This window comes from Pseudoalteromonas sp. '520P1 No. 423' (genome assembly GCF_001269985.1).
Classification (GTDB): Bacteria; Pseudomonadota; Gammaproteobacteria; order Enterobacterales; family Alteromonadaceae; genus Pseudoalteromonas.
The window spans coordinates 3,755,621-3,777,045 of the sequence record NZ_BBZB01000001.1; the positions used below are offsets into that span (position 1 = coordinate 3,755,621).

Genomic DNA, 21,425 nt, shown 5'->3' on the forward strand with positions numbered 1-21,425 from the left:
ATCGTATATTGTAAGACATACCCCTATTTCTCTCACCTCATAATGCATTGGAGCGTGAATGTATCTTTTTGAAGGTTTAAAAAAGAATATCTCAGAGTATTTATCTGAAGATCAAGTTGAATTAGTGCAAAAAGCATATGTTGTTGCACGAGAGGCCCATGAAGGCCAAACTCGCTCAAGTGGCGAACCTTATATCACTCATCCAGTTGAAGTAACTCAAATACTGGCAGCGATGCATTTAGATCATGAAACATTAATGGCAGCATTAATGCATGATGTAATTGAAGATACTGATTTTAGCCAACAAGATTTAGCCGAGATATTTGGTGAAACCGTAGCCGAACTTGTTGAGGGCATGAGTAAGCTCGATAAGCTAAAGTATAAAAACAAAAAAGAATTCCAAGCAGAAAACTACCGAAAAATGATTATGGCTATGACGCAAGATATTCGCGTTATTTTAATCAAGCTTGCTGATCGCACTCATAACATGCGTACATTAGGTGCACTTCGCCCTGATAAACGCCGTCGTATTGCAAAAGAAACCCTTGAGATTTTTGCCCCGATTGCAAATCGCTTAGGCATTCACGATATCAAAAATGAACTTGAAGACTTAGGTTTTCAGGCCCTTTATCCTATGCGTCACCGCGCTTTAACATCAGAAGTTGCTAAAGCTCGCGGTAATCGTAAAGAGATTATCAATAATATCCAAGAAGAAATCATCACTCGATTACAAGAATCTGGTGTTAATGCTGAAGTAACGGGTCGTGAAAAACATAGTTATAGCATTTATCGTAAGATGCTAAATAAAGAACTGATGTTTAACGAAGTTATGGATATTTATGCTTTTCGCATCGTAGTTGACTCTTTAGATACATGTTATCGCGTATTAGGCGTTGCTCATAACTTATATAAACCGATTGAAACACGCTTTAAAGATTATATAGCTGTACCAAAAACCAATGGTTATCAATCGCTCCACACTTCTTTAGTCGGTCCTCACGGTATTCCAGTTGAAATCCAAATCAGAACAAAAGAAATGGATCAAATGGCTGATATGGGTGTTGCTGCTCATTGGACATATAAAAAAGCGGGTGATAACTCAGGTAATACAGCACAACAACGTGCACGCCAATGGATGCAAAGCTTATTAGAACTGCAGCAAAGTGCAGGCTCTTCTTTTGAATTTGTTGAAAATGTAAAAACGGAATTATTCCCAGAAGAAATCTACGTATTTACACCTGATGGTAGAATTGTTGAGTTACCTATGGGCGCAACTGCAATCGACTTTGCATATACAGTTCATACTGATGTTGGTAACTCTTGTGTCGGTGTTCGTGTTAACCGAAAACCACACCCTTTAAGCCAACCTTTAGACACAGGTCAAACAATCGAAGTTATCACAAGTTCAGGTGCTCACCCTAATGCAACTTGGCTCAACTTTGTAGTAACAGGTAAAGCACGCCTAGGCATTAGAAACTACCTAAAAACACAGCAAAATGATGAAGCGATGAACTTAGGTAAACGCTTATTAGAGTCTGCTCTAGGTGAAACCTCTCTTGAAGAGTTATCGCAAGACAATATCAACCAAGTTCTAGAGGATAACCAAGTTTCAAGCTTATTAGAGTTATTAGTAGAAATTGGCTTAGGTAATTTAATGAGCGTCATGATCGCCAGACGATTATTAGCGATAGACTCTGAAGATTCAGATAATGTAAGCGAAATTAAAGAAGATACTAAAGCTGCCTTAATAGGTACTGAAGGTATGTTAGTTAATTATTCTAAATGTTGTAGACCAGTTCCTGGCGATGATATTGTTGCTCATGTAAGTCAAGGAAAAGGCCTAACAGTGCACCGCCACGAATGTAAAAATATTCGCGGCTGGGAAAACGAGCCGGCAAAATTCTTTATCGTTAAATGGGAAGACGCGCCTGAGAAAGAATATATCGCAGCATTTAGAGTTGAACTCATAAACCATCAGGGTTCAATGGCTAAGCTCACTAATTTAATTTCTACCACTTCAGCCAACATTGTTGAAATAACCACTGAAGAAAAAGAAAGTAATTTATACATCGTTGATATGTCTATTACGGTTAAAGACCGAATACATGTTGCAAATGTAATGAGAAAGATCAGAGTTGTACCTGAAGTACAAAAGGTATACCGTAAAAAATAACTGCACTTTTATTTAAAACAATAAAGCAGCTAATTATGAATTAAGGAAGTAAAATGGCAAAAGTAATTGTTAGTACAGAAAATGCACCTGCAGCAATTGGTACCTATAACCAAGCTGTAAAAGTGGGCACTACGGTATATTTATCAGGTCAAATTCCATTAGTACCAGAGAGCATGGAGCTAATTTCACAAGACTTTACAGAGCAAGCGCACCAAGTTTTTAAAAATCTAGTGGCTGTTTGTGAAGCCGCAGGTGGTGAGTTACAAGATATGGTTAAAGTGAATATATTTTTAACTGATTTATCTAATTTTGCTATTGTAAATGATGTAATGAGCCAATATTTCAAAACACCATACCCAGCACGTGCTGCTGTACAGGTGAGTGCACTACCTAAAGCTGTACAAATTGAAATTGACGGCATTATGGAGCTACCTTCAACTAACTAATAATCATTAAACTTTTGATAAAAAGAGCCTTTTGGCTCTTTTTTAGTTTCAAGCAATATTCAACGACTCATTTTTTCCCCAAAACACACAACACAGACACTAGATTAAATTTATTTTCTGGCTTAAAGTTAAATCAATGTTTTTTTTGAGGTATAACGTGTTTAAGCTGAATTCAAATAATCAAGTACAACTCGTTATCAATAATGAGTTCCCTTTCCCACCTAGTACAGATTATGTTTTAGAAGCCTTAAGCACATCTGCCTTTTGTGAATTTGAAGTGCATAAAAAAGATATTTTGCAATTTGTAAAAGATAAAAACCATAATACAACTTTAATTGTTGCAACAAAAAGAGATGCCCAACTAACAATAGAGATATCAGAAGATAAAATGACGGCTCAAGGCACTTTAATCACCCCACAAGGTGGAAAAATGCTTGATTTAGAATCAGCAAAGGCACTGATTGTTAAATCAGGCGTTTCAAGAGGGTATAAACAAGCCTATTTAGAGCAACTTTTACAACACCAACTGGAACAGCCTTCAGGTACTAAATTTATTGAACCGATAGCTAAAGGGCAGCAAGCAGAAGCAGGTCGAAACGCTAAGTTAGAAAAGAAAATAAAAACATTAGCTGAGCGGATAAATACCCCTAAAAAACTAGAAGACGGTCGTGTTGATATGCTTGATTTTGGCAAAGTAGCAAGGGTTACACCAGGTACTTTATTGATTGAAAAAATACTTGAAACCGCAGGTAAAGATGGCTTTACTGTATCAGGAGAAACACTCAAAGCAGTCCCCGGTAAAACAATTAAACTTGTGGCTGGTGAAGGCACAGAAATCAAAGAAAATAAACCAAATGAATTGATATCAGTGCTAGCAGGTGTGCCTATAGAGATTAAAAATGGCATGCGCGTAGATGATATTTATTCAGTAGAGAGTGTATCTGTTAAAACTGGACATATTGACTTTGATGGCAGTATTTTAATTACTCAAAATATTGAGCCAAATATGAAAGTCACAGCTAAAGGTGATATTACCGTATTAGGTACCGTTGAATCATCTATATTAAATGCAACAGGTAATATCACTATTAAACAAGGTGTTATTGGTCATCAACTTGCTAATAAAGATGAATTAAGTTGCACTATTTCCTGTAAAGGCGATTTAGAGATAAGCCATGCACAATATGCCTTACTACAAGCCAAAAATATTTATATTGAACGCCTTTCAAACCACTGTAATTTAAAGGCTAAAAATCAAATTCTAATAGGAGATAAAAACAAACCACTTGGTAAACTTATTGGCGGTAAAGTATTAGATGCACGCAAAATAAAAGTAGGTGAAATTGGCTGTGAATCTGGTGCAAAAATAGAGTTACATTTAATTCAAGATGCTTTTAAATTAAAAGAAAATACAGAAAAGTTGATTCATAAACAAATTGAAACTGAACAGCACTTAACTGAGTTACAAGAAGCGTTAGATAAAATAGAAAATTCAAAAGCTTCTGAGCAAAAAGAGGCACTATTTAATAAAATAACATCAACACACCACCACTGGGTTACTCAAGCAGAAAATATTCATGAAAAAACAACTTTATTTGAGGAGTATTTACATCAACTTTTAGAAGCTGCTGAATTAGATGTGAGCCAACAAGTTTATCCGGGAATAGAGCTTCATTTATTTGACAAGGTCCTACAAACTAAACGTTGTTATGGACCTTGTAAAATGAAATTACATGAAGGAAAAATAAAAATAGATTTTAAAACCTAAGCACCGACATCCATGTAGGCGCAGCAGGTTTATTATAGTATTTCAGATACTTCTGATTTTAATTGCTCAGACCATACTCCAACCTGAACCTGACCGATATGCTGTTTTTGTAATAACAACATAGCTAATCTTGATTGGCCTATGCCACCACCAATTGTTTGCGGTAACTTAGATTGTAATAACATTTTATGCCAATCTAATTCTAACCTAGCTGTATCACCCGTAATTTCAAGTTGCTTTTCTAATGCTTCAGGGCTAACACGGATACCCATAGATGAAATTTCAAATACATCTTTTAACACAGGGTTCCAAACTAAAATATCACCGTTTAAGCCTTCATATTTATCACAGGTAGCACTAGACCAATCATCATAATCTGGTGCACGCACATCATGAATATCACCATGAGATAACTTACCACCTATGCCAATTAAAAATACTGCGCCAAACTCTTTTGCAGCTGCCCTTTCACGATCTTTTGCTGATAATTCAGGGTACTGTTCTACTAATTCTTGCGAATGAATAAAAGTAATTGATTCTGGTAAAAATGGTTTTAAATCATATAATTTATCAAGCTCTAATTCAGTTGCTTTAATAGCACTATAGAGCGTTGTTACCGTTGATTTTAAATAGTCTAAAGAACGCTCAGTTGATTCACAAATTACTTTTTCCCAGTCCCATTGGTCTACAAACACAGAGTGAATTGGACTTAACTTCTCTTCATCAGGTCTAAGGGCTTTCATATGAGTATAAATCCCCTCACCAATACTAAAGCCATACTCACCCAATGTTTTACGCTTCCATTTAGCTAAAGAATGAACAACTTCATATTCTTTTTCAGGTAAAGATTTCACTTTTACTTCAACCGCTTTTTCATGACCGCTTAAGTTATCCTGAATACCATCTCCAACTTGCGCTAAAATAGGCGCCTGCACTTCGATTAATCCTAGCTTTGATTCTAGTTGTGCTGAAAATAACTGTTTTGCTTTGCTGATCTGTACTTGGCTTTTTATGTATTGGCTGCTCATGATAATTCTCAATTAGTTTACGTTTCTTGTCTATTATCCTCACTCAAATCACAATATCATTCAATATCCCTTAACAAAAATAGCTTTACACTAATTTTATTGATAATAGAATAGCCTTTAAATTGAGAGATCAATAATTACTTGGGCAAAATACAATGCAAAATTATGAGATCGATAATCTAGATAAAAGCATTCTTGAGGCACTAACAGAAAATGCACGTATTCCTTATGCTGAATTGGCTAAAAAACTAGCAGTGAGTGCAGGTACAATTCATGTTCGTGTAGAGAAAATGAAAAATGCAGGGATCATAGAAGGTACTAAAGTATCAATTAATGCAAAAAACTTAGGATATGATGTTTGCTGTTTTGTTGGTATAAACCTTAAAAATGCCAAAGATTACCCTAATACAATAAAAAGACTAGAAGAATTTGAAGAAGTTGTTGAAGCTTATTATACAACCGGAAACTACAGTATTTTTATTAAGTTAATGACACGTTCTATCGATCATTTACAATTTGTTTTAATCAATAAAATACAAACGATAGAAGAAATTCAATCAACAGAAACCTTAATATCATTACAAAACCCAATTAATCGTGATGTTTTACCTTAAGCCAACAAAACATTATAATCTCATCCGTTTTTCAATTATGAGTATTAATGAGTCAACGCATGCCAAACAATCGCTACAAAAGAATCAAAAGCGTTTTAGATAAAAGACAAACTGATTTAACAGTATGTTTAGATGAAGTACACAAACATCATAATCTATCTGCGATTGTACGCACGGCAGATGCAGTGGGAATTCATGACGTTCATGCTGTATGGCCAGAAAACCAAAAGCGTGTTACAGGCAATACCTCAGGTGGTAGTAAAAATTGGGTTGAAACTCATATGCATATAACTGTTGAAGATGCTATTTCTGATATTCGAGAGCGTACTCCTGGTATTCAGCTTTTAGCGACCAACTTGTCGGATACAGCAGTTGATTTTAGAGAAATTGATTACACAAAACCTACAGCCATTATTGTTGGTCAAGAACAAACAGGGATTTCAGATACCGCACTTGCTTTAGCCGACCAACATATTGTCATTCCAATGGAAGGCATGGTTCAGTCTCTTAATGTTTCTGTGGCGACGGCTTTAATTTTATTTGAAGCGCAAAGGCAAAGAAAAATAGCAAACATGTATGATAATTCTGACTTATGTAAAAATATTAGACATAAGTTATTGTTTGAAGGTTGTCATCCTGTTGTTGCTAAACAATGTAAGTTAAAAGGATTAGATTACCCTGCCATTGATGATGAAGGCGAAATTATCGCAACTGAAGCTTTTTGGAATACCCTAAGATACAAGGCGAGCTAAGTTAAAATAAAAGAACCTAATGGCATTTTTGTCATTAGGCTGAATTCATATTTCCTTTTCAATCACATATCCCTAGCGAATAAGTTTAAATTCTGGCAACATTTCATATTATCACTTTGATTAATCTAATTGAGCAATAAATGAGTCAACTTCCTAATTTAAGCCAATACTCTATTACAAAGCTTAAAGGTGTTGGCCCAAAAATGGCCGAGCGATTATATAAATTACATATTCATACAGTCCAAGATATGCTTTTTCATTTGCCTATGCGATATGAAGATAGAACAAAAATCGTGCCTATCTATGAATTACAAGTTCACTCCCATGTGAGTATTCAAGCAACAATAGAAACAAGCCAAGTTACCTTTGGCAAAAGGCGCATGTTTGTTGTTAATGTTAATGATGGTACAGGCAGAATATCACTTAGATTTTTCAATTTTACTGCCGCGCAAACTAAAAGTTTAGCACAAGGTAAAACAATTCGATGTTTTGGTGAAGTGCGTCGTGGTCATAGTGGTTTTGAAATGGCTCATCCTGAATATAAACTTGTGCAAATGAATGACGGCTATCCACAGCAGGAAAGCGAGCAAGAAACGCTAACACCCGTTTATCATACTACTGAAGGTTTAAAACAGCTTAGTATCCGTAACTTGAGCGATCAAGCAGTCTCCTTATTACATAAGTATGATATTGAAGAATTATTGCCCATAGAACATCAAACCCATGGTTTAAGTTTAAAACAAGCTTTGCTTACATTGCACCGCCCTTGTGCCGATACTAATCAAACTTTATTAGAGTTAGGTACCCATCCAGCGCAGCAACGCTTAGTAATGGAAGAGCTATTAGCGCAAAACCTCAGCTTATTAAAATTACGACAAAAAGGCCAAGATCATCAAGCGATCAATTTACCGCCCACTAACCCATTAGAATCACAATTTTTATCTAGCTTGCCTTTTTCGCCCACTCAAGCACAGCAAAGAGTGGTAGCTGAAATTAAAAATGATTTAACACAAAGCTACCCTATGATGCGCTTAGTACAAGGCGATGTTGGTTCAGGAAAAACCTTAGTCGCAGCGCTGAGTGCGCTTTGTGCTATTTCTCAAGGGTATCAAGTTGCATTAATGGCGCCGACTGAAATTTTAGCTGAACAACATGCCACCAACTTTAGAAACTGGTTTGAACAACTCGATATCAAAGTTGCTTGGCTTGCAGGTAAAACCAAAGGAAAACTCAGAGAAACCACATTAGAGTCTATCGCATCAGGTGATGCTCAAATGATTGTTGGTACTCATGCATTATTTCAAAATCAGGTTATTTTTAATAATTTGGCATTAATCATAATTGATGAACAACATAGATTTGGCGTACACCAAAGATTAGAGTTAAGAGAAAAAGGTAAATTTGAAATTGATGAAAACACAGTTTGTTACCCTCATCAATTAGTAATGACCGCAACACCTATCCCAAGAACATTAGCTATGACAGCTTATGCAGATCTAGAAACCTCAATTATAGATGAACTTCCTCCTGGTAGAACACCTATCACAACCGTTGCTTTACCTGATACCAGACGAGATGAAATTATTGGTCGAGTAGAGAAAGCCTGTAAAGAGCAAAATAGACAAGTTTATTGGGTGTGTACCTTAATAGAAGAATCTGAAGCACTGCAATGTCAAGCTGCAGAAGATGCCGCAGTTCACTTACAATCATGCTTGCCAGATCTTAAAATTGCATTAGTGCATGGCAGAATGAAAGCAGCTGAAAAACAAGAAGTGATGCAGCAGTTTAAAAATGGGGAATTTCAAGTTTTAGTTGCTACAACTGTCATTGAAGTGGGTGTTGATGTGCCAAATGCAAGTCTCATTATAATTGAAAACCCTGAGCGACTTGGCTTAGCACAATTACATCAATTACGTGGCCGTGTCGGTCGAGGACATATCGCATCACATTGTGTATTGCTTTACCATAGTCCTTTATCTAAAACTGCACAAAAGCGCTTAGGTGTTTTAAGAGACAGCTCAGATGGTTTTGTTATCGCTCAAAAAGACTTAGAAATTAGAGGCCCAGGCGAAGTACTTGGCACCAAACAAACAGGCTTAGCAGAATTTAAAATTGCAGATTTAGTACGTGATGCTTATTTAGTACAACAAGTTCGCCCAATTGCACTTAATATGCTTAATCAATACCCAGAACCGAGCAATAAGCTTATTAAACGTTGGTTACCTGAACGAGAGCAATACGCACAAGCTTAAAGTAGGAGTGTCTTTAGGCCCGAATTACTTTAACATTCAGGCCTAAAAATACTGGCTAAGGTCTATAAACCTTAACAGTTTTATATCCTTGATCATGTAAAATAAGCGCCTGTAGTTGACTCATCACACCTTTATCACAGTATAAGTAATACTCTTTATCTTGTGGTAAATCAGCAAACTTAGTCCCTAAGCGGAAAAAAGGTAAATGAATAACTTCATGATCTTCAACTTCTAGAGGATTATTATCTTCTTCTTCAGGAGAGCGAATATCAACTACCACTGCATCTTTTGGTAAGTCAGACACAGATTCAGCATCTTTTACTTCTTCTTTCGCTTCTTTAGCTATATCACGTATATCCATAACACGTGCGTTTTCGATAACTGTGTCTAATACATCAAAGTCGAACTTTTCTTCTTCAGCTAAAATCTTACCAATTTTAGCTTTAACCGTTGGCTTTTTAGAGATCACACCACAGTATTCAGGCATTACTTCTGCCATATCAGCCGTACCTATGGCACGTGCGATATCGATAATTTCTTGTTTATCGTGTTGAATAAGAGGACGTAAGATTAATGTATCGGTTACTCTGTCAATAATGCTTAAATTCGCAAGTGTTTGACTCGAAACTTGGCCTAAGCTTTCACCTGTTACAATCGCATCGATACCCATTTTCTCCGCAACAGCTGAGCCTGCACGCATCATCATACGTTTTAAAATAACACCCATTTGGCTGTTTTCTACATTTTCTAAAATCTCAGCAACAACAGGATCAAAATCTACAGATACAAATTTAACTTTATGAGTAGAGCTAAATTTATTCCATAAGTAATAACTGGCTTGTTTAACACCAATCTCGTGTGCTGCACCGCCTAAGTTAAAAAATAAATAATGTGTACGAGCCCCTTTACGTATCATTTGATACGTCGCAACACCAGAATCAAAACCACCGGATACCAGAGATAACACACTTTCTTGGCTAGGAAGCGGAAATCCTGCAACACCTGTATGTGTTTCTTTTACGATGTAAGCTAAATCTTGTTTAATTTCTATTTTGACTGTTACTTCAGGTTTAGAAAGTTGAACACGTGCACCTTCAACATTTTGATTTAAACCACCGCCGACATAGCGCTCTACTTCACCTGAACTAAAGTCATGTTTACCTACGCGCTTACAGCGAACACAAAATGATTTGCCAGCAATCACATCACGATTTAATTCTAAAGCAGCTTGATATATATCATCTATGGTTTCAAAAGGTGTTTCAGCAACTTCAATAAATTGCATAATACCTGGAATACTTTTTAAGATATCAATTAACGCTAAACGAGAATCTTCATCATCTTTTTCAGATACTAATACTAAGTTATCCCAGTTATTAAGTACCTTTACACCTTCATCAAAACGCTGGCCAAGAATTCGGATATTATTCTCTAAAAGCTTAGTAAAACGTTTTCTGACAGAACGACTTTTAATCGCAATTTCAGGGTGTAATTTGATGATAAATTTAATCATGAGCGTCTCAAAATGTAACATAAGTAACAGGCGCGAGATTATAGCAAATCACACCCTAAAGCCCAATAAAACTTCTAATGCCATTTCAGATAATTAACCGCTCACTTAATTATCTGAATTGATATAAGCTTAATATTTATTCTAACGCAGCTAAAGCACCGTCTAAGTTTGGTTGTTATAATTCCATAAAACAAAAAAGGCTTCCATTGGAAGCCTTTTCTATTTAATAAACCACGTAGTGGTCATAATAAATCTACGCAGTAAATTTATATGCCAAATGCAGTTCTTAAAATAAAGAATATACCGATAGCTAAGAATGCACCTATTGGTAATGTAATAACCCAAGAAACTACGATATTACGAATAACACCTAAGTTTAATGCGCCAATACCACGGGCCATACCTACACCTAACACAGCACCCACTAAAGTTTGTGTTGTAGAGATTGGCATACCAGTACCTGATGCAATAACAACAGTTGATGCAGCGGCTAATTCAGCAGCAAAACCACGGCTAGGTGTTAAATGTGTAATACCTTCGCCTATTGTTTTCATTACATTTTTACCAAGTGTTGCTAAACCTACCACAATACCAATTCCACCTAGTGGTAAAATCCACCAAACAAGAGCGGTTTTCTTAACGATTTCACCGTTATTTTCAACAATACCAACAACAGCAGCTAATGGACCAATTGCGTTAGCAACATCATTAGAACCATGAGCAAATGCCATACATGCAGCAGTCAGTATCATTAAAACGCCAAATACTTTTTCCACATTGTTAAATTGCATTTCTTTATCAGCTTTAGGGTCATACTTTAAACGCTGAATAACAATCTTACCAATGATTGCAACAATTACTGCGATTGCGATTGAAAGTAAATAACCTTCAACAGCGCCCATATTTATACCAATATGCTTTAAGCCTTTTTTGATTGTCACTAAAGACATAACAAAACCAGCTAACCCCATATAAATAGGCACAAAACGTTTTGCATTCTTTAAAGGTTCAGCAGTATCAAATATCAGCCTTTGCGAACTCATAAATATAAAGTAAGCAATAATACCTGATAATAATGGCGTAATAATCCAACTACCAACGATACCACCAACTTTGCTCCAAGTTACCGCATCAGTACCAACTGCAACTAAGGCAAAACCAATAATCGCACCAATAATTGAGTGAGTAGTAGATACAGGCCAACCTAAAGCCGATGCAATCAATAGCCAAGCACCAGCAGCAAATAAGGCTGAAATCATACCTAATACAAATACATCAGGAGTCGCGGTAAAGTATGATGCATCAATAATACCTTTGCGTATTGTTGAAGTTACTTCGCCGCCGGCTAAATATGCACCTGCAAATTCGAAAATCATTGCAATAATAATTGCTTGCTTAATTGTTAGTGCTTTTGAACCAACAGATGTACCCATCGCATTGGCAACATCATTTGCACCAATACCATAAGCCATAAAAAAACCAACTGCCGCAGCAATTAGCACCAACATAGTGCCATAGGATGCTATAAAATCCATACGAGTACCTTTTTCGCTTTAATTTTTATTAAATAACTAACGAGCTAACATTAACTCAAGACGAGAGCCTACACGCTCTGCAATATCTGCTAAATCACCAACCCATTCAATGATCTTATATAAGAACATTGCATCAATCGGATTCATTTCGCTTTCAATTTCACGTAACTGTCTACGTAACTTGATTTGCATATCGTCAGTATCTTGCTCAATGGCATCCAATTCCACTAACATGTTTTCTACTAAAGTGACTTCACGACCTCTGAAGCCTGTCTCTAATAGTTCATCTAATTCATTTATTGCTTTAGATGCTTGTTTAGTCGCATCTATACAACGAGATAGATATGTCATGAAATCAGCTTGAATTTCACTCGGTATATCCATCTCACGACCAATTACTCGGCCAGCAATATCTTTCGCTTTATTAGCTATTTTATCTTGTTGCGTGATCAACTCTAATAAATCAGTACGCTCAACAGGTAAAAATAACCCTCTTGGTAACTGAATTCTGATATCTCGCTTCATTACATCCGCTTGACGTTCTAGCGTTCTGATCTGTAAACGAACTTGTTCAGCTTGTTGCCATTCTTTCTTGAACACATGTTGGAAAAAATCCATCAATGTAGCACTTGCTTCATGAACTTTTATTATGTGTTCTTCTATTGGTTTGATCGGAGACTTTGCAAAGACCCCAAAAAACGCATTTCCAGACATGATTTACCCTTCATTTCTTATTTGCAGCGCGGATTTTACAGTATAAATGTCGATTGTGAATCGATTTTTACCACCTACAATCCATTAAATTTAAAATTGACTACTTTTGTTTTTAAAGCTGATTACATTTTTAAAATATCTTTTTCTATATCTTCTTGAGAAATATGACGAATATCTTTGCCTTTTACAAAATAGATAACATATTCTGCTATATTTTGACATCTGTCCCCAATTCTCTCAAGTGAGCGAACTGACCACACTAATGCCATTATTTTTGGAATTGAGCGTGGATCTTCCATCATATAAGTCATAATTTGGCGAATTAAGGCTTCGTATTCACGGTCAACTTTAGCATCTTCTTTATGTACCTTAAATGCCGCATCAACATCCATACGTGCAAAAGCATCTAATACATCATGTAACATTTTTGATACTTGACGGCCCATATTATCGATCATCACTAATAAATCTTGCTGCTCTTTAGAAAAGGAATCTAAAGCAACTTGTGCAATGCGTCGTGCTTCATCACCAATTCGCTCTAAATCAGCAATAGTTTTAGCAATAGCGACAACTAAACGTAAATCACTTGCTGCTGGCTGGCGTTTTGCAATAATTCGCGTACATTCTTCATCTATGCTCACTTCCATTGCATTTACTTTGTAGTCATCTTTTTCGACTTTTTTAGCTAAATCAGAATCACCAGTTGATACCGCATCTAAAGCTGAGTTTAATTGTTGCTCAACTAAACCGCCCATAGCTAATACATGATTACGTACATCTTCTAAGTCTTGGTTAAATTTACCAGAAATATGTTTGCTTAAATTATGTTCCATCTTCTTTCCACTTAAATTCTTTAATAAATCTAGGTCATAAAACCCAGTACGCCAATTGTTAACTCAGAATAAACTAACCGTAACGACCCGTAATGTAATCTTCAGTTTTCTTTTTCGCTGGTGTCGTAAATAATGTATTTGTATCAGCGTATTCTATTAGTTCACCCATATACATAAATGCAGTTTGGTCAGATACACGAGCAGCTTGCTGCATATTATGTGTCACTATCACTACTGTGAACTTTTCTTTTAAATCACCGATTAATTCTTCAATTACTAAAGTAGAAATTGGATCAAGTGCAGATGTTGGTTCATCTAATAATAAAACTTCTGGTTCAATTGCAATTGAACGAGCAATGACTAACCTTTGTTGCTGACCACCAGATAAACCAAATGCACTTTCGTGTAACCTATCTTTTACTTCATCCCAGATAGCAGCTGAACGAAGTGACTTTTCAACAACTTCATCTAAACGACGTTTATCTTTAACACCTTGTAGTCTTAGACCATAAACAACATTTTCATAAATAGATTTTGGGAATGGATTTGGTCGCTGAAACACCATGCCAACATTACGTCTCAAAGATGCAACATCAACTTGCTTATCGTAAATGTTTTCACCGTGAAGCTGAATTTCACCTTCAATGCGACAAATATCAACTAAATCATTCATACGATTAATACAACGTAATAACGTTGATTTACCACAACCTGATGGACCGATGAAAGCAGTTACTTGGCCTTTTGGTATTTTCATGTTGATATTGCTTAGCGCTTGTTTTTCGCCATAAAACAAATCAAGGTTTTTAATTTCAAGTGCCGTTTGTTCTGGCATTAAATTTTCTAGGTCTAATTTTAAACCATTTGTTGGGTTTGAAACTTCTGGTGCAACTGTAATCATTTTCTTTACCTAAATATTTGATTCTAGTTAGCGGGCAATTACGCCCGCTACTTATCATTTAAATCTGTTAAGTTATTAGTTATCTAGAACTTTAAACTTTTCTCGTAAGTGGTTACGCACACCAATCGCAGTTATATTTAAAGCAATAATAACAGAGACTAATAAAAATGCAGTTGCGTAAACTAATGGTCTTGCAGCTTCAACATTTGGACTTTGGAAACCAACATCATAGATATGGAAACCTAAATGCATAAACTTACGGTCTAAATGCATAAACGGGAAGTTACCATCTAATGGTAAAGTTGGTGCCATTTTAACAACGCCCACCAGCATCAATGGTGCAACCTCACCTGCTGCACGTGCTACCGCTAAGATTAAACCTGTCATAATTGCAGGACTTGCCATAGGAACGATAATACGCCATAAAGTTTCGAATTTAGTTGCGCCTAAGGCTAACGAACCTTGACGAATTGAACTTGGAATACGAGATAAACCTTCTTCTGTTGATACAATCACAACAGGTAAAGTTAATATCGCTAGCGTAAGTGCTGACCACATAACACCTGGTGTACCAAATGTTGGACCTGGTAATGCTTCAGGGTAAAATAACTGATCTAAGCTACCACCTAACATGTAAACAAAAAAACCTAAACCAAATACACCATAAACAATTGAAGGTACACCTGCTAAGTTAATAACTGCAATACGTATCATTTTTGTAGCAGCATTTTTAGCGGCATACTCATGTAAGTATATTGCTGCAACCACACCAAATGGCGTCACTATCACAGCCATTAGCATTACCATAAATACAGTACCAAAAATTGCAGGAAATACACCGCCCTCAGTATTGGCTTCTCTTGGGTCGTCAGATACAAATTTACCTAGCTGAACAAAATATTGACCTAACTTAGCAAAGAACCCCATTTTATTAGGGAAAGTAAAATCAAGCACTTGGTATAGAGGTATGGTTACCATTTCACCGCGCATATCTTTTACTATTATTTGATCACGCTTAGCTTCACCACGTAATTTAAATAATTCAGTTTCTAAAACATCATATTTGGCTTTTTGCTCTGCTTTAAATTGCTCATACTCTTGTATGCGCTCTTGCGTTAACTCGCCATCCAATTCATAAGCACGTTGTTTTAAACGCGCTCTTTCAAGCTCATAGTTTATATGACCAATCGGACCATTTTGTAAATCAAGCGCTTCTTCATTAAGAGATACGGCACGTTCAACTAATGCATCAAGCTTTTCTATTTTATCAATCGTTTGTTCTTTGCCATTTTCAATTACTTTTTCAACATAACCATAAAAGTTACCGTTTTTACTACGTTCAAAAACAGCCATTTCTTTAGGTACTGATTGAGACTTGATATCTGTTGTTAAAATCCAGCGAAAATCTAACTCAACAAACTCACGATTACCCGTTTTTACAAGCAAGCGTTCTATAAACTCTTCATTGTAATCACCTAAATCTGCACCTGTTGCCGATATACGAGAAGTGGGTACTTGCTCTCTATCATAGATTTCACCAATAACAGTACTTTTAACACCCGCTTGCTCAAGCTCAAACTGCACCACTTCAGATGGCCAAAAAAAGCTTAATCCACGCCATGCTATAAGCGCTAGCAAACCAATTACTGAAATCAAGCTGATACTAACTGCGCCACCTGTTAACCATATCCAAGGTGATCCTGATTTAAACCAGTTATTCATACTTATAACCTTTCACAATTCTTTTATTAAACATATTCAACTTTTGAAATATCATCTTAAACCACCTTACATTGAGCTATATTTGTCACGTAAACGTTGACGAACAAATTCAGCTATTGTGTTGAACATAAAGGTGAATATGAATAAAACAAATGCTGCTAAGAATAAAATACGATAATGAGAACTACCTACTTCAGACTCTGGCATTTCTACTGCGATATTGGCAGCTAACGTACGCATACCTTGGAAAATACTCCAATCCATAATAGGTGTATTACCTGTGGCCATCAGTACTATCATAGTTTCACCTACTGCACGTCCTAAGCCCATCATAATCGCAGAGAAAATACCTGGACTGGCAGTTAACAATACAACCTTAACTAAGGTTTGCCATTGTGTTGCGCCTAATGCTAGTGAACCATTTGTAAGATGCTTAGGCACACTAAATACCGCATCTTCAGCAATTGTAAATATCGTTGGAATAACCGCAAAGCCCATTGCGATACCAACAACGAGTGAATTTCTTTGGTCAAAATCAAGTCCTAAATCGTTTGTAAGATATTGACGAACATCGCCACCAAATAATAACTCTTCGATAAACGGACTCATGCTGAAAGCAAAAACACCCACCACTAAAACAACTGGAATTAATAGTATTGAATGCGACCCTTCAGGTACTGAGTTACGAATTTTTTGCGGTAACTGACTCCAACCACTGGCTGTTGCTAACATAGCCAGTGGTAAACCAAACAATAAAATCAAAATAGCAGGTAAATGCTCTTCAAATATTGGCGCTAACCAAAGACCTGCTAAAAAACCTAAAATAACAGTTGGTAATGCTTCCATTATTTCAATTGTTGGTTTTACAACTTTACGTAATTGTGGTGACATAAAGTAAGCAGTATAAACCGCAGCGGATAACGCAATTGGTACTGCAAATAACATGGCATAAAATGCCGCTTTTATGGTACCAAATGAAATTGGAATGAGTGAAAATTTAGATTCAAAATCATCACTTGCTGAAGTTGACTGCCAAGTATAACCAGGTTCAGTGTAACCTTCATACCAAACCTCATTCCATAAACCTGACCAGCTCACTTCAGGGTGTTCATTTACAATATCAATCATAAATACTGTATTACCAGCAATGATCAGAGCTGCATTTGAACGGGGTGAAATGGCAAAGTTTGAGATTGCAGAATCAGCAACATCACCTAACCAAAGTGTGCTTTCACTTGTTGTATAATAAAGTCCTAAACCACCTTGGTCATTAACAGTAAAAAATGTACGGCGATAATATTCAGGAAACATCGCTGTAATTGAGCTATCTTGTGTATCAAAAGTACGTACTTTCGTAAGTTCACGACCTTGCTCAGTATTGATTTCAAACCATTGTGAAATTTCACCATTATCATTATTAAATAATAAAGAGTTTGCACCAGCTAATAGCACACTTGAAACTAAATTAGCATTTTCTTCATTTGCCGCTAAAACTTGTATTTTAGAAATATCGTCGATATCACGTGTATTAAATATAAAAACTTTATTAGCACTGCGAATAAATGAGCGCGTGCCATCTGGAGAAATTAATAACTCATCAATGCGACCTTCAATATCAAGATAAGCATATTCAGCAATCCATTCAATTTCATCAGTCATAAAGTTTTCTTCTGCGGTGAAAACAGTAAAAGCCACTTTATTTTCTTGTGTTTGCGCTAATACAGAAATTTTTCCTTCATCAACGCTAAAAGCAAAATCTTTAATTGCTTGCTCATTTTCATCAACAATTAAAGCACTCTCTCCTACAGGATAAGAAATACCCGGTGTAATAACACGTTTATCATTAGGGAATGTCACATCAAATTTAGGGTGAACTAACGTCATGCCACCATTTGATAAGCCATAAGCATACAAACCTAAATGAGGTGCACTTTGAGCAAAGCTTGTAATATTGCTTTCAAGATTTACTTGGCTACTCGTTATCTTTTCACCAAAGTTAGCGCCCTTTACCTGATAAAAATCCATTCCACCTGATTTAGTCAGTAAATAAGCAATTTCAGTCTGCTCTTCCATACCTACAGCTAAAACTTCTTGCCCTGCAGGTAATTTAAATTCATTTCTCGGTGTTATTGACGCAGATTCAAAAATTGGTGCAACAACATAAAGTAAATAAAAGAAAATCATAAGAAGTGCTGCCAATACCATGACACCACCTGAAAAAATACTAAACTGTGCAATTTTATCTTTAATCAAACGGCCTTTATCCGTATGAAAGTTAGATTTTTGCGAATGTGAAGCCATCAAAGTTTCCTTCAGCATTAAAGTTGAGCATATTATATTGTGTCAAGATGACAGTTTTGTTACATGAGACTTAATTAAACAAATATTTTGACATAAAAATGTCATAAAAAGGCAAATATTGCTTCGAGTCAAAGTTATAACCATAAAAATGGAATTTTGTTGTGGAAACTGGACAAATTACTAGGCTAGGTCAATACTTTGGTTTTAAATTAATATTAAATAATAATTTTACCAATTCCGACAATTAAATGACCACTCAGAGTTAATGAGGGTTTACAATTCTAGGCATGCCAGTGAATTAATGGTTATTCCCATTAGAGCTGACATAACAACGAAGTGTAAATCCTCATTAGCTCTTTTAGGTGGGTTTCAAAGCACTTTATGATGCGTTATTGATTTTGATAAGGGAATAACCATTTTCTAAAATCAATGCCTTACCTAAAGCGCTTTGAACTCCCGCTGAGTGACCAGTTAATTAACGCAAATGGTATTAGTTTCGTGATACAGAGAGATACCTATGAAGCAGTTAGTACTAACCCTAATCGGGCAAGACCGACCAGGTCTTGTAGAAGAAGTTTCATCAACAGTTTTATTATACAACGGCAATTGGTTAGCCAGTAATTTAAGTCATTTATGCGGTCATTTTGCCGGCATATTACAAATCGAGGTACCAGAGGAAAAGTTAGACATTTTACAAACAGCTCTCCATAATATCAAAGACTTAGAAATAAGGATTGAAGATGGGGAAGATACAAAACATTGCGAACAAAGCCAAATCAACTTAGTGATCACAGGTAACGACCGACCAGGTATCGTTCAAGAATTATCAAGTGTTATTAGGCATAAAGGCGCAAGCATTATTCATTTCACTTCTAAACAGCAAAGTGCACCTAATTGGGGCGTGCCTTTATTTAATGCCATTGCAACTGTACACCTACCAAGTGGCTTAGATAAAAGCGAAATTATCAACGCGTTAGAATCTATTACTTCGGATGTAATTGTTGATGTAGAAGAAGTTTAAGCTTAAATTTTTGCTACAAATCGATAAAAGGCATGCTCTGATGATAACTCATGCCTTTCAAGTATTTAATTTAAAATCATATTACTTCGCATGCTAAATTTTGATTGGCAATAAATTGATTAAATTCATTTTTAGGTAACGCTTTACTGTAAAGTATCCCTGTATGACATGACAACCGATACTTTGTAAAAACTGCAGTTGTTTTTCTTTTTCTACCCCCTCAGCCACCATTTCTAAATCTAAACTCTGTGCCAATGCGATGATAGCTTTCACTATTTGACTATTACCATATTCATCTGGAATTTTAGCGTTATAACTTTTATCAACCTGCCTAAAGTGAAAATAGTGCTCAAGCCCTTGGCTTTTTATTACATCTGATAGGCTTACAACACCTTGAGGGGTATTATTTTCATCAACTGCTAATAAATGACGAAAGCCATAATTATGAAGTAATACGGTTAATTCAGATACTAATATTGAACTTTGCACCTGTTTAACTAGGCTGCTCATAAAACTAGAAATTAGTTGTTGAGAAAACTCAGGCTCTAAAAAGTCTAATTTAGCGCAATCAGCTTCGGTCCATACACCAACAAGCTTATTGTCAGACATAATGAAAATGGCACTTACATTTCTGTTGCCCATCATATTAGCGACTTTGAATAATGATGTTTCTGGTTTACAGAATAAAATATTTTTCGACATTAAATCTGCTACAGTCAATATTTTATTACTTGATTTTAAAACCATTATTGAAATTCCCTATTCATGATAAAGATACATGCAAAGTGTAAATTTTATCAAATAGGAAATAACTAAGATGTGTTTTAGATCAAAGAAAGGTTTTCTATAAAAGAATTAAACTTCAGCTAATGATTTGAGATGGGTAGTAACACTACGCCCTAATGAAGATAAGTCATAACCGCCTTCAAGCATGGAAATTATGCCTTTACACTCTGGGGACTTAGATAACTTAACTATTTTATCAGTAAACCAAGCGTAGTCAGCTTCAACTAAAGTTAATCCACCCATATCATCTTCTAAATGGCCATCAAAACCGGCGCTGATAAATATCAATTGAGGTTTAAACCGTTTAATAGCGGGTAACCAAGATCCTATGATCGCGCGTTTAAAATCATCTCCGCCCATGCCTGCGGTTAGAGGCGTATTAATAATAGTTTTTGTACTATCAATTGCCGTATTTGGATAAAAAGGATGTTGAAAGATAGAGCAAAATAATACGTTATCATCATGTTCAAAAATATCTTGTGTACCATTACCGTGGTGCACATCAATATCTAAAATAGCGATGCGTTCAATGCCTTGTTCTTGCGCATATTTAACCGCAATTGCGGTATTATTAAAAATACAAAACCCTGAAGAAGTATCTTCTGTTGCATGATGCCCTGGCGGTCTCACAGCACAAAAAGCGGCATCTAACTGACCAGCTAATACTTGTTTTACAGCAAAGACGCCTGAACCTGCCGCACGCTCAGCAGCTTTAAATGTATCTTTACACAGCCAAGTATCACCATCTAAGTCTGCTAAGCCAGTTTCTGGTATTTTGCTTTTAACAAGATCTAAATGTGTTTGTTTATGAACCCTTAATATATCTTCTTCGCTGGCTTTTGATGTCATGATCTGCGGCACCGCAATATCTAAACCTGAAGCTAATAATCTATCTTGAATAACATCTAGGCGCTCTGAACACTCGGGATGATCTGCCACCATTTTGTGTTTACGACAATCAGGATGATAAATAATTGCGGTACGCATAATATACTCAGATTAATAAATTGAAAATATAGGAATAGAAGGAAGTGTATCAAAGTTTATAAAATCAAACTTTGATACT

General features: G+C 36.0%; 17 protein-coding genes. 7 read left to right on the forward strand and 10 right to left on the reverse strand.

What is annotated here, in order from left to right:
* The first annotated feature begins 58 nt into the window (after window positions 1–58).
* The 3 genes from spoT to PSA_RS17170 all read left to right on the forward strand — a co-directional run bounded on the left by spoT (window position 59) and on the right by PSA_RS17170 (window position 4,387).
* On the forward strand, window positions 59–2,173 hold the full coding sequence (spoT, locus tag PSA_RS17160) for a bifunctional GTP diphosphokinase/guanosine-3',5'-bis pyrophosphate 3'-pyrophosphohydrolase (RefSeq protein ID WP_042150511.1): 2,115 nt from the start codon (window positions 59–61) through the stop codon (window positions 2,171–2,173).
* A gap of 53 nt (window positions 2,174–2,226) precedes the next feature.
* Window positions 2,227–2,619 carry a RidA family protein gene (locus PSA_RS17165; RefSeq protein ID WP_042150513.1) on the forward strand — a complete coding sequence of 131 codons (393 nt, stop codon included), beginning with the start codon at window positions 2,227–2,229 and terminating at the stop codon, window positions 2,617–2,619.
* Between the two features lie 157 nt (window positions 2,620–2,776).
* Window positions 2,777–4,387 carry a DUF342 domain-containing protein gene (locus PSA_RS17170; protein ID WP_042150515.1) on the forward strand — a complete coding sequence of 537 codons (1,611 nt, stop codon included), beginning with the start codon at window positions 2,777–2,779 and terminating at the stop codon, window positions 4,385–4,387.
* 32 nt (window positions 4,388–4,419) lie between these two features.
* On the opposite strand, the gene asnA is transcribed toward PSA_RS17170, so the two are convergent.
* Window positions 4,420–5,415: an aspartate--ammonia ligase gene (gene asnA / locus PSA_RS17175; protein ID WP_042150518.1), complete on the reverse strand. Its 996-nt coding sequence runs from the start codon at window positions 5,413–5,415 to the stop codon at window positions 4,420–4,422.
* A 155-nt stretch (window positions 5,416–5,570) separates the two neighbouring features.
* Here asnA and asnC point away from each other — a divergent pair, with 155 nt between their 5' ends.
* The 3 genes from asnC to recG all read left to right on the forward strand — a co-directional run bounded on the left by asnC (window position 5,571) and on the right by recG (window position 9,033).
* Window positions 5,571–6,029: a transcriptional regulator AsnC gene (asnC, locus tag PSA_RS17180; RefSeq protein ID WP_042150521.1), complete on the forward strand. Its 459-nt coding sequence runs from the start codon at window positions 5,571–5,573 to the stop codon at window positions 6,027–6,029.
* A gap of 59 nt (window positions 6,030–6,088) precedes the next feature.
* Window positions 6,089–6,781: a tRNA (guanosine(18)-2'-O)-methyltransferase TrmH gene (gene trmH / locus PSA_RS17185; RefSeq protein ID WP_042150563.1), complete on the forward strand. Its 693-nt coding sequence runs from the start codon at window positions 6,089–6,091 to the stop codon at window positions 6,779–6,781.
* Between the two features lie 140 nt (window positions 6,782–6,921).
* Window positions 6,922–9,033 (forward strand): ATP-dependent DNA helicase RecG, encoded by a 2,112-nt coding sequence (gene recG, locus PSA_RS17190; protein ID WP_042150524.1) that lies wholly within the window; start codon window positions 6,922–6,924, stop codon window positions 9,031–9,033.
* A gap of 55 nt (window positions 9,034–9,088) precedes the next feature.
* On the opposite strand, the gene thiI is transcribed toward recG, so the two are convergent.
* The 7 genes from thiI to PSA_RS17225 form a co-directional block, all read right to left on the reverse strand.
* Window positions 9,089–10,546, reverse strand: a complete 1,458-nt coding sequence (gene thiI / locus PSA_RS17195; RefSeq protein WP_042150564.1) for a tRNA uracil 4-sulfurtransferase ThiI — start codon at window positions 10,544–10,546, stop codon at window positions 9,089–9,091.
* A gap of 266 nt (window positions 10,547–10,812) precedes the next feature.
* Complete coding sequence (locus PSA_RS17200; protein ID WP_042150526.1) at window positions 10,813–12,081, reverse strand: inorganic phosphate transporter; 1,269 nt, start codon at window positions 12,079–12,081, stop codon at window positions 10,813–10,815.
* Window positions 12,082–12,117: 36 nt separating this feature from the next.
* Complete coding sequence (locus PSA_RS17205) at window positions 12,118–12,795, reverse strand: TIGR00153 family protein (protein ID WP_042150528.1); 678 nt, start codon at window positions 12,793–12,795, stop codon at window positions 12,118–12,120.
* Window positions 12,796–12,917: 122 nt separating this feature from the next.
* A complete protein-coding gene (phoU, locus tag PSA_RS17210) occupies window positions 12,918–13,628 on the reverse strand; it encodes a phosphate signaling complex protein PhoU (protein ID WP_042150530.1) in 711 nt (236 codons plus the stop codon).
* A 73-nt stretch (window positions 13,629–13,701) separates the two neighbouring features.
* On the reverse strand, window positions 13,702–14,529 hold the full coding sequence (gene pstB, locus PSA_RS17215) for a phosphate ABC transporter ATP-binding protein PstB (RefSeq protein WP_042150532.1): 828 nt from the start codon (window positions 14,527–14,529) through the stop codon (window positions 13,702–13,704).
* Window positions 14,530–14,604: 75 nt separating this feature from the next.
* Complete coding sequence (pstA, locus tag PSA_RS17220; RefSeq protein WP_042150534.1) at window positions 14,605–16,251, reverse strand: phosphate ABC transporter permease PstA; 1,647 nt, start codon at window positions 16,249–16,251, stop codon at window positions 14,605–14,607.
* 66 nt (window positions 16,252–16,317) lie between these two features.
* Entirely contained in the window at window positions 16,318–18,552 is a 2,235-nt protein-coding gene (locus tag PSA_RS17225; RefSeq protein ID WP_042150536.1) for an ABC transporter permease subunit, read from the reverse strand.
* A 517-nt stretch (window positions 18,553–19,069) separates the two neighbouring features.
* On the opposite strand from PSA_RS17225, the gene PSA_RS17230 reads away from it, so the two are divergent.
* Entirely contained in the window at window positions 19,070–19,573 is a 504-nt protein-coding gene (locus tag PSA_RS17230; RefSeq protein WP_042150538.1) for a glycine cleavage system protein R, read from the forward strand.
* A 93-nt stretch (window positions 19,574–19,666) separates the two neighbouring features.
* Here the strand turns inward: PSA_RS17230 and PSA_RS17235 are convergent, their stop codons facing one another.
* Window positions 19,667–20,320, reverse strand: a complete 654-nt coding sequence (locus PSA_RS17235; protein WP_042150540.1) for a CBS domain-containing protein — start codon at window positions 20,318–20,320, stop codon at window positions 19,667–19,669.
* A gap of 108 nt (window positions 20,321–20,428) precedes the next feature.
* Entirely contained in the window at window positions 20,429–21,346 is a 918-nt protein-coding gene (locus PSA_RS17240) for a histone deacetylase family protein (RefSeq protein ID WP_042150543.1), read from the reverse strand.
* Between the last annotated feature and the right edge of the window lie 79 nt (window positions 21,347–21,425).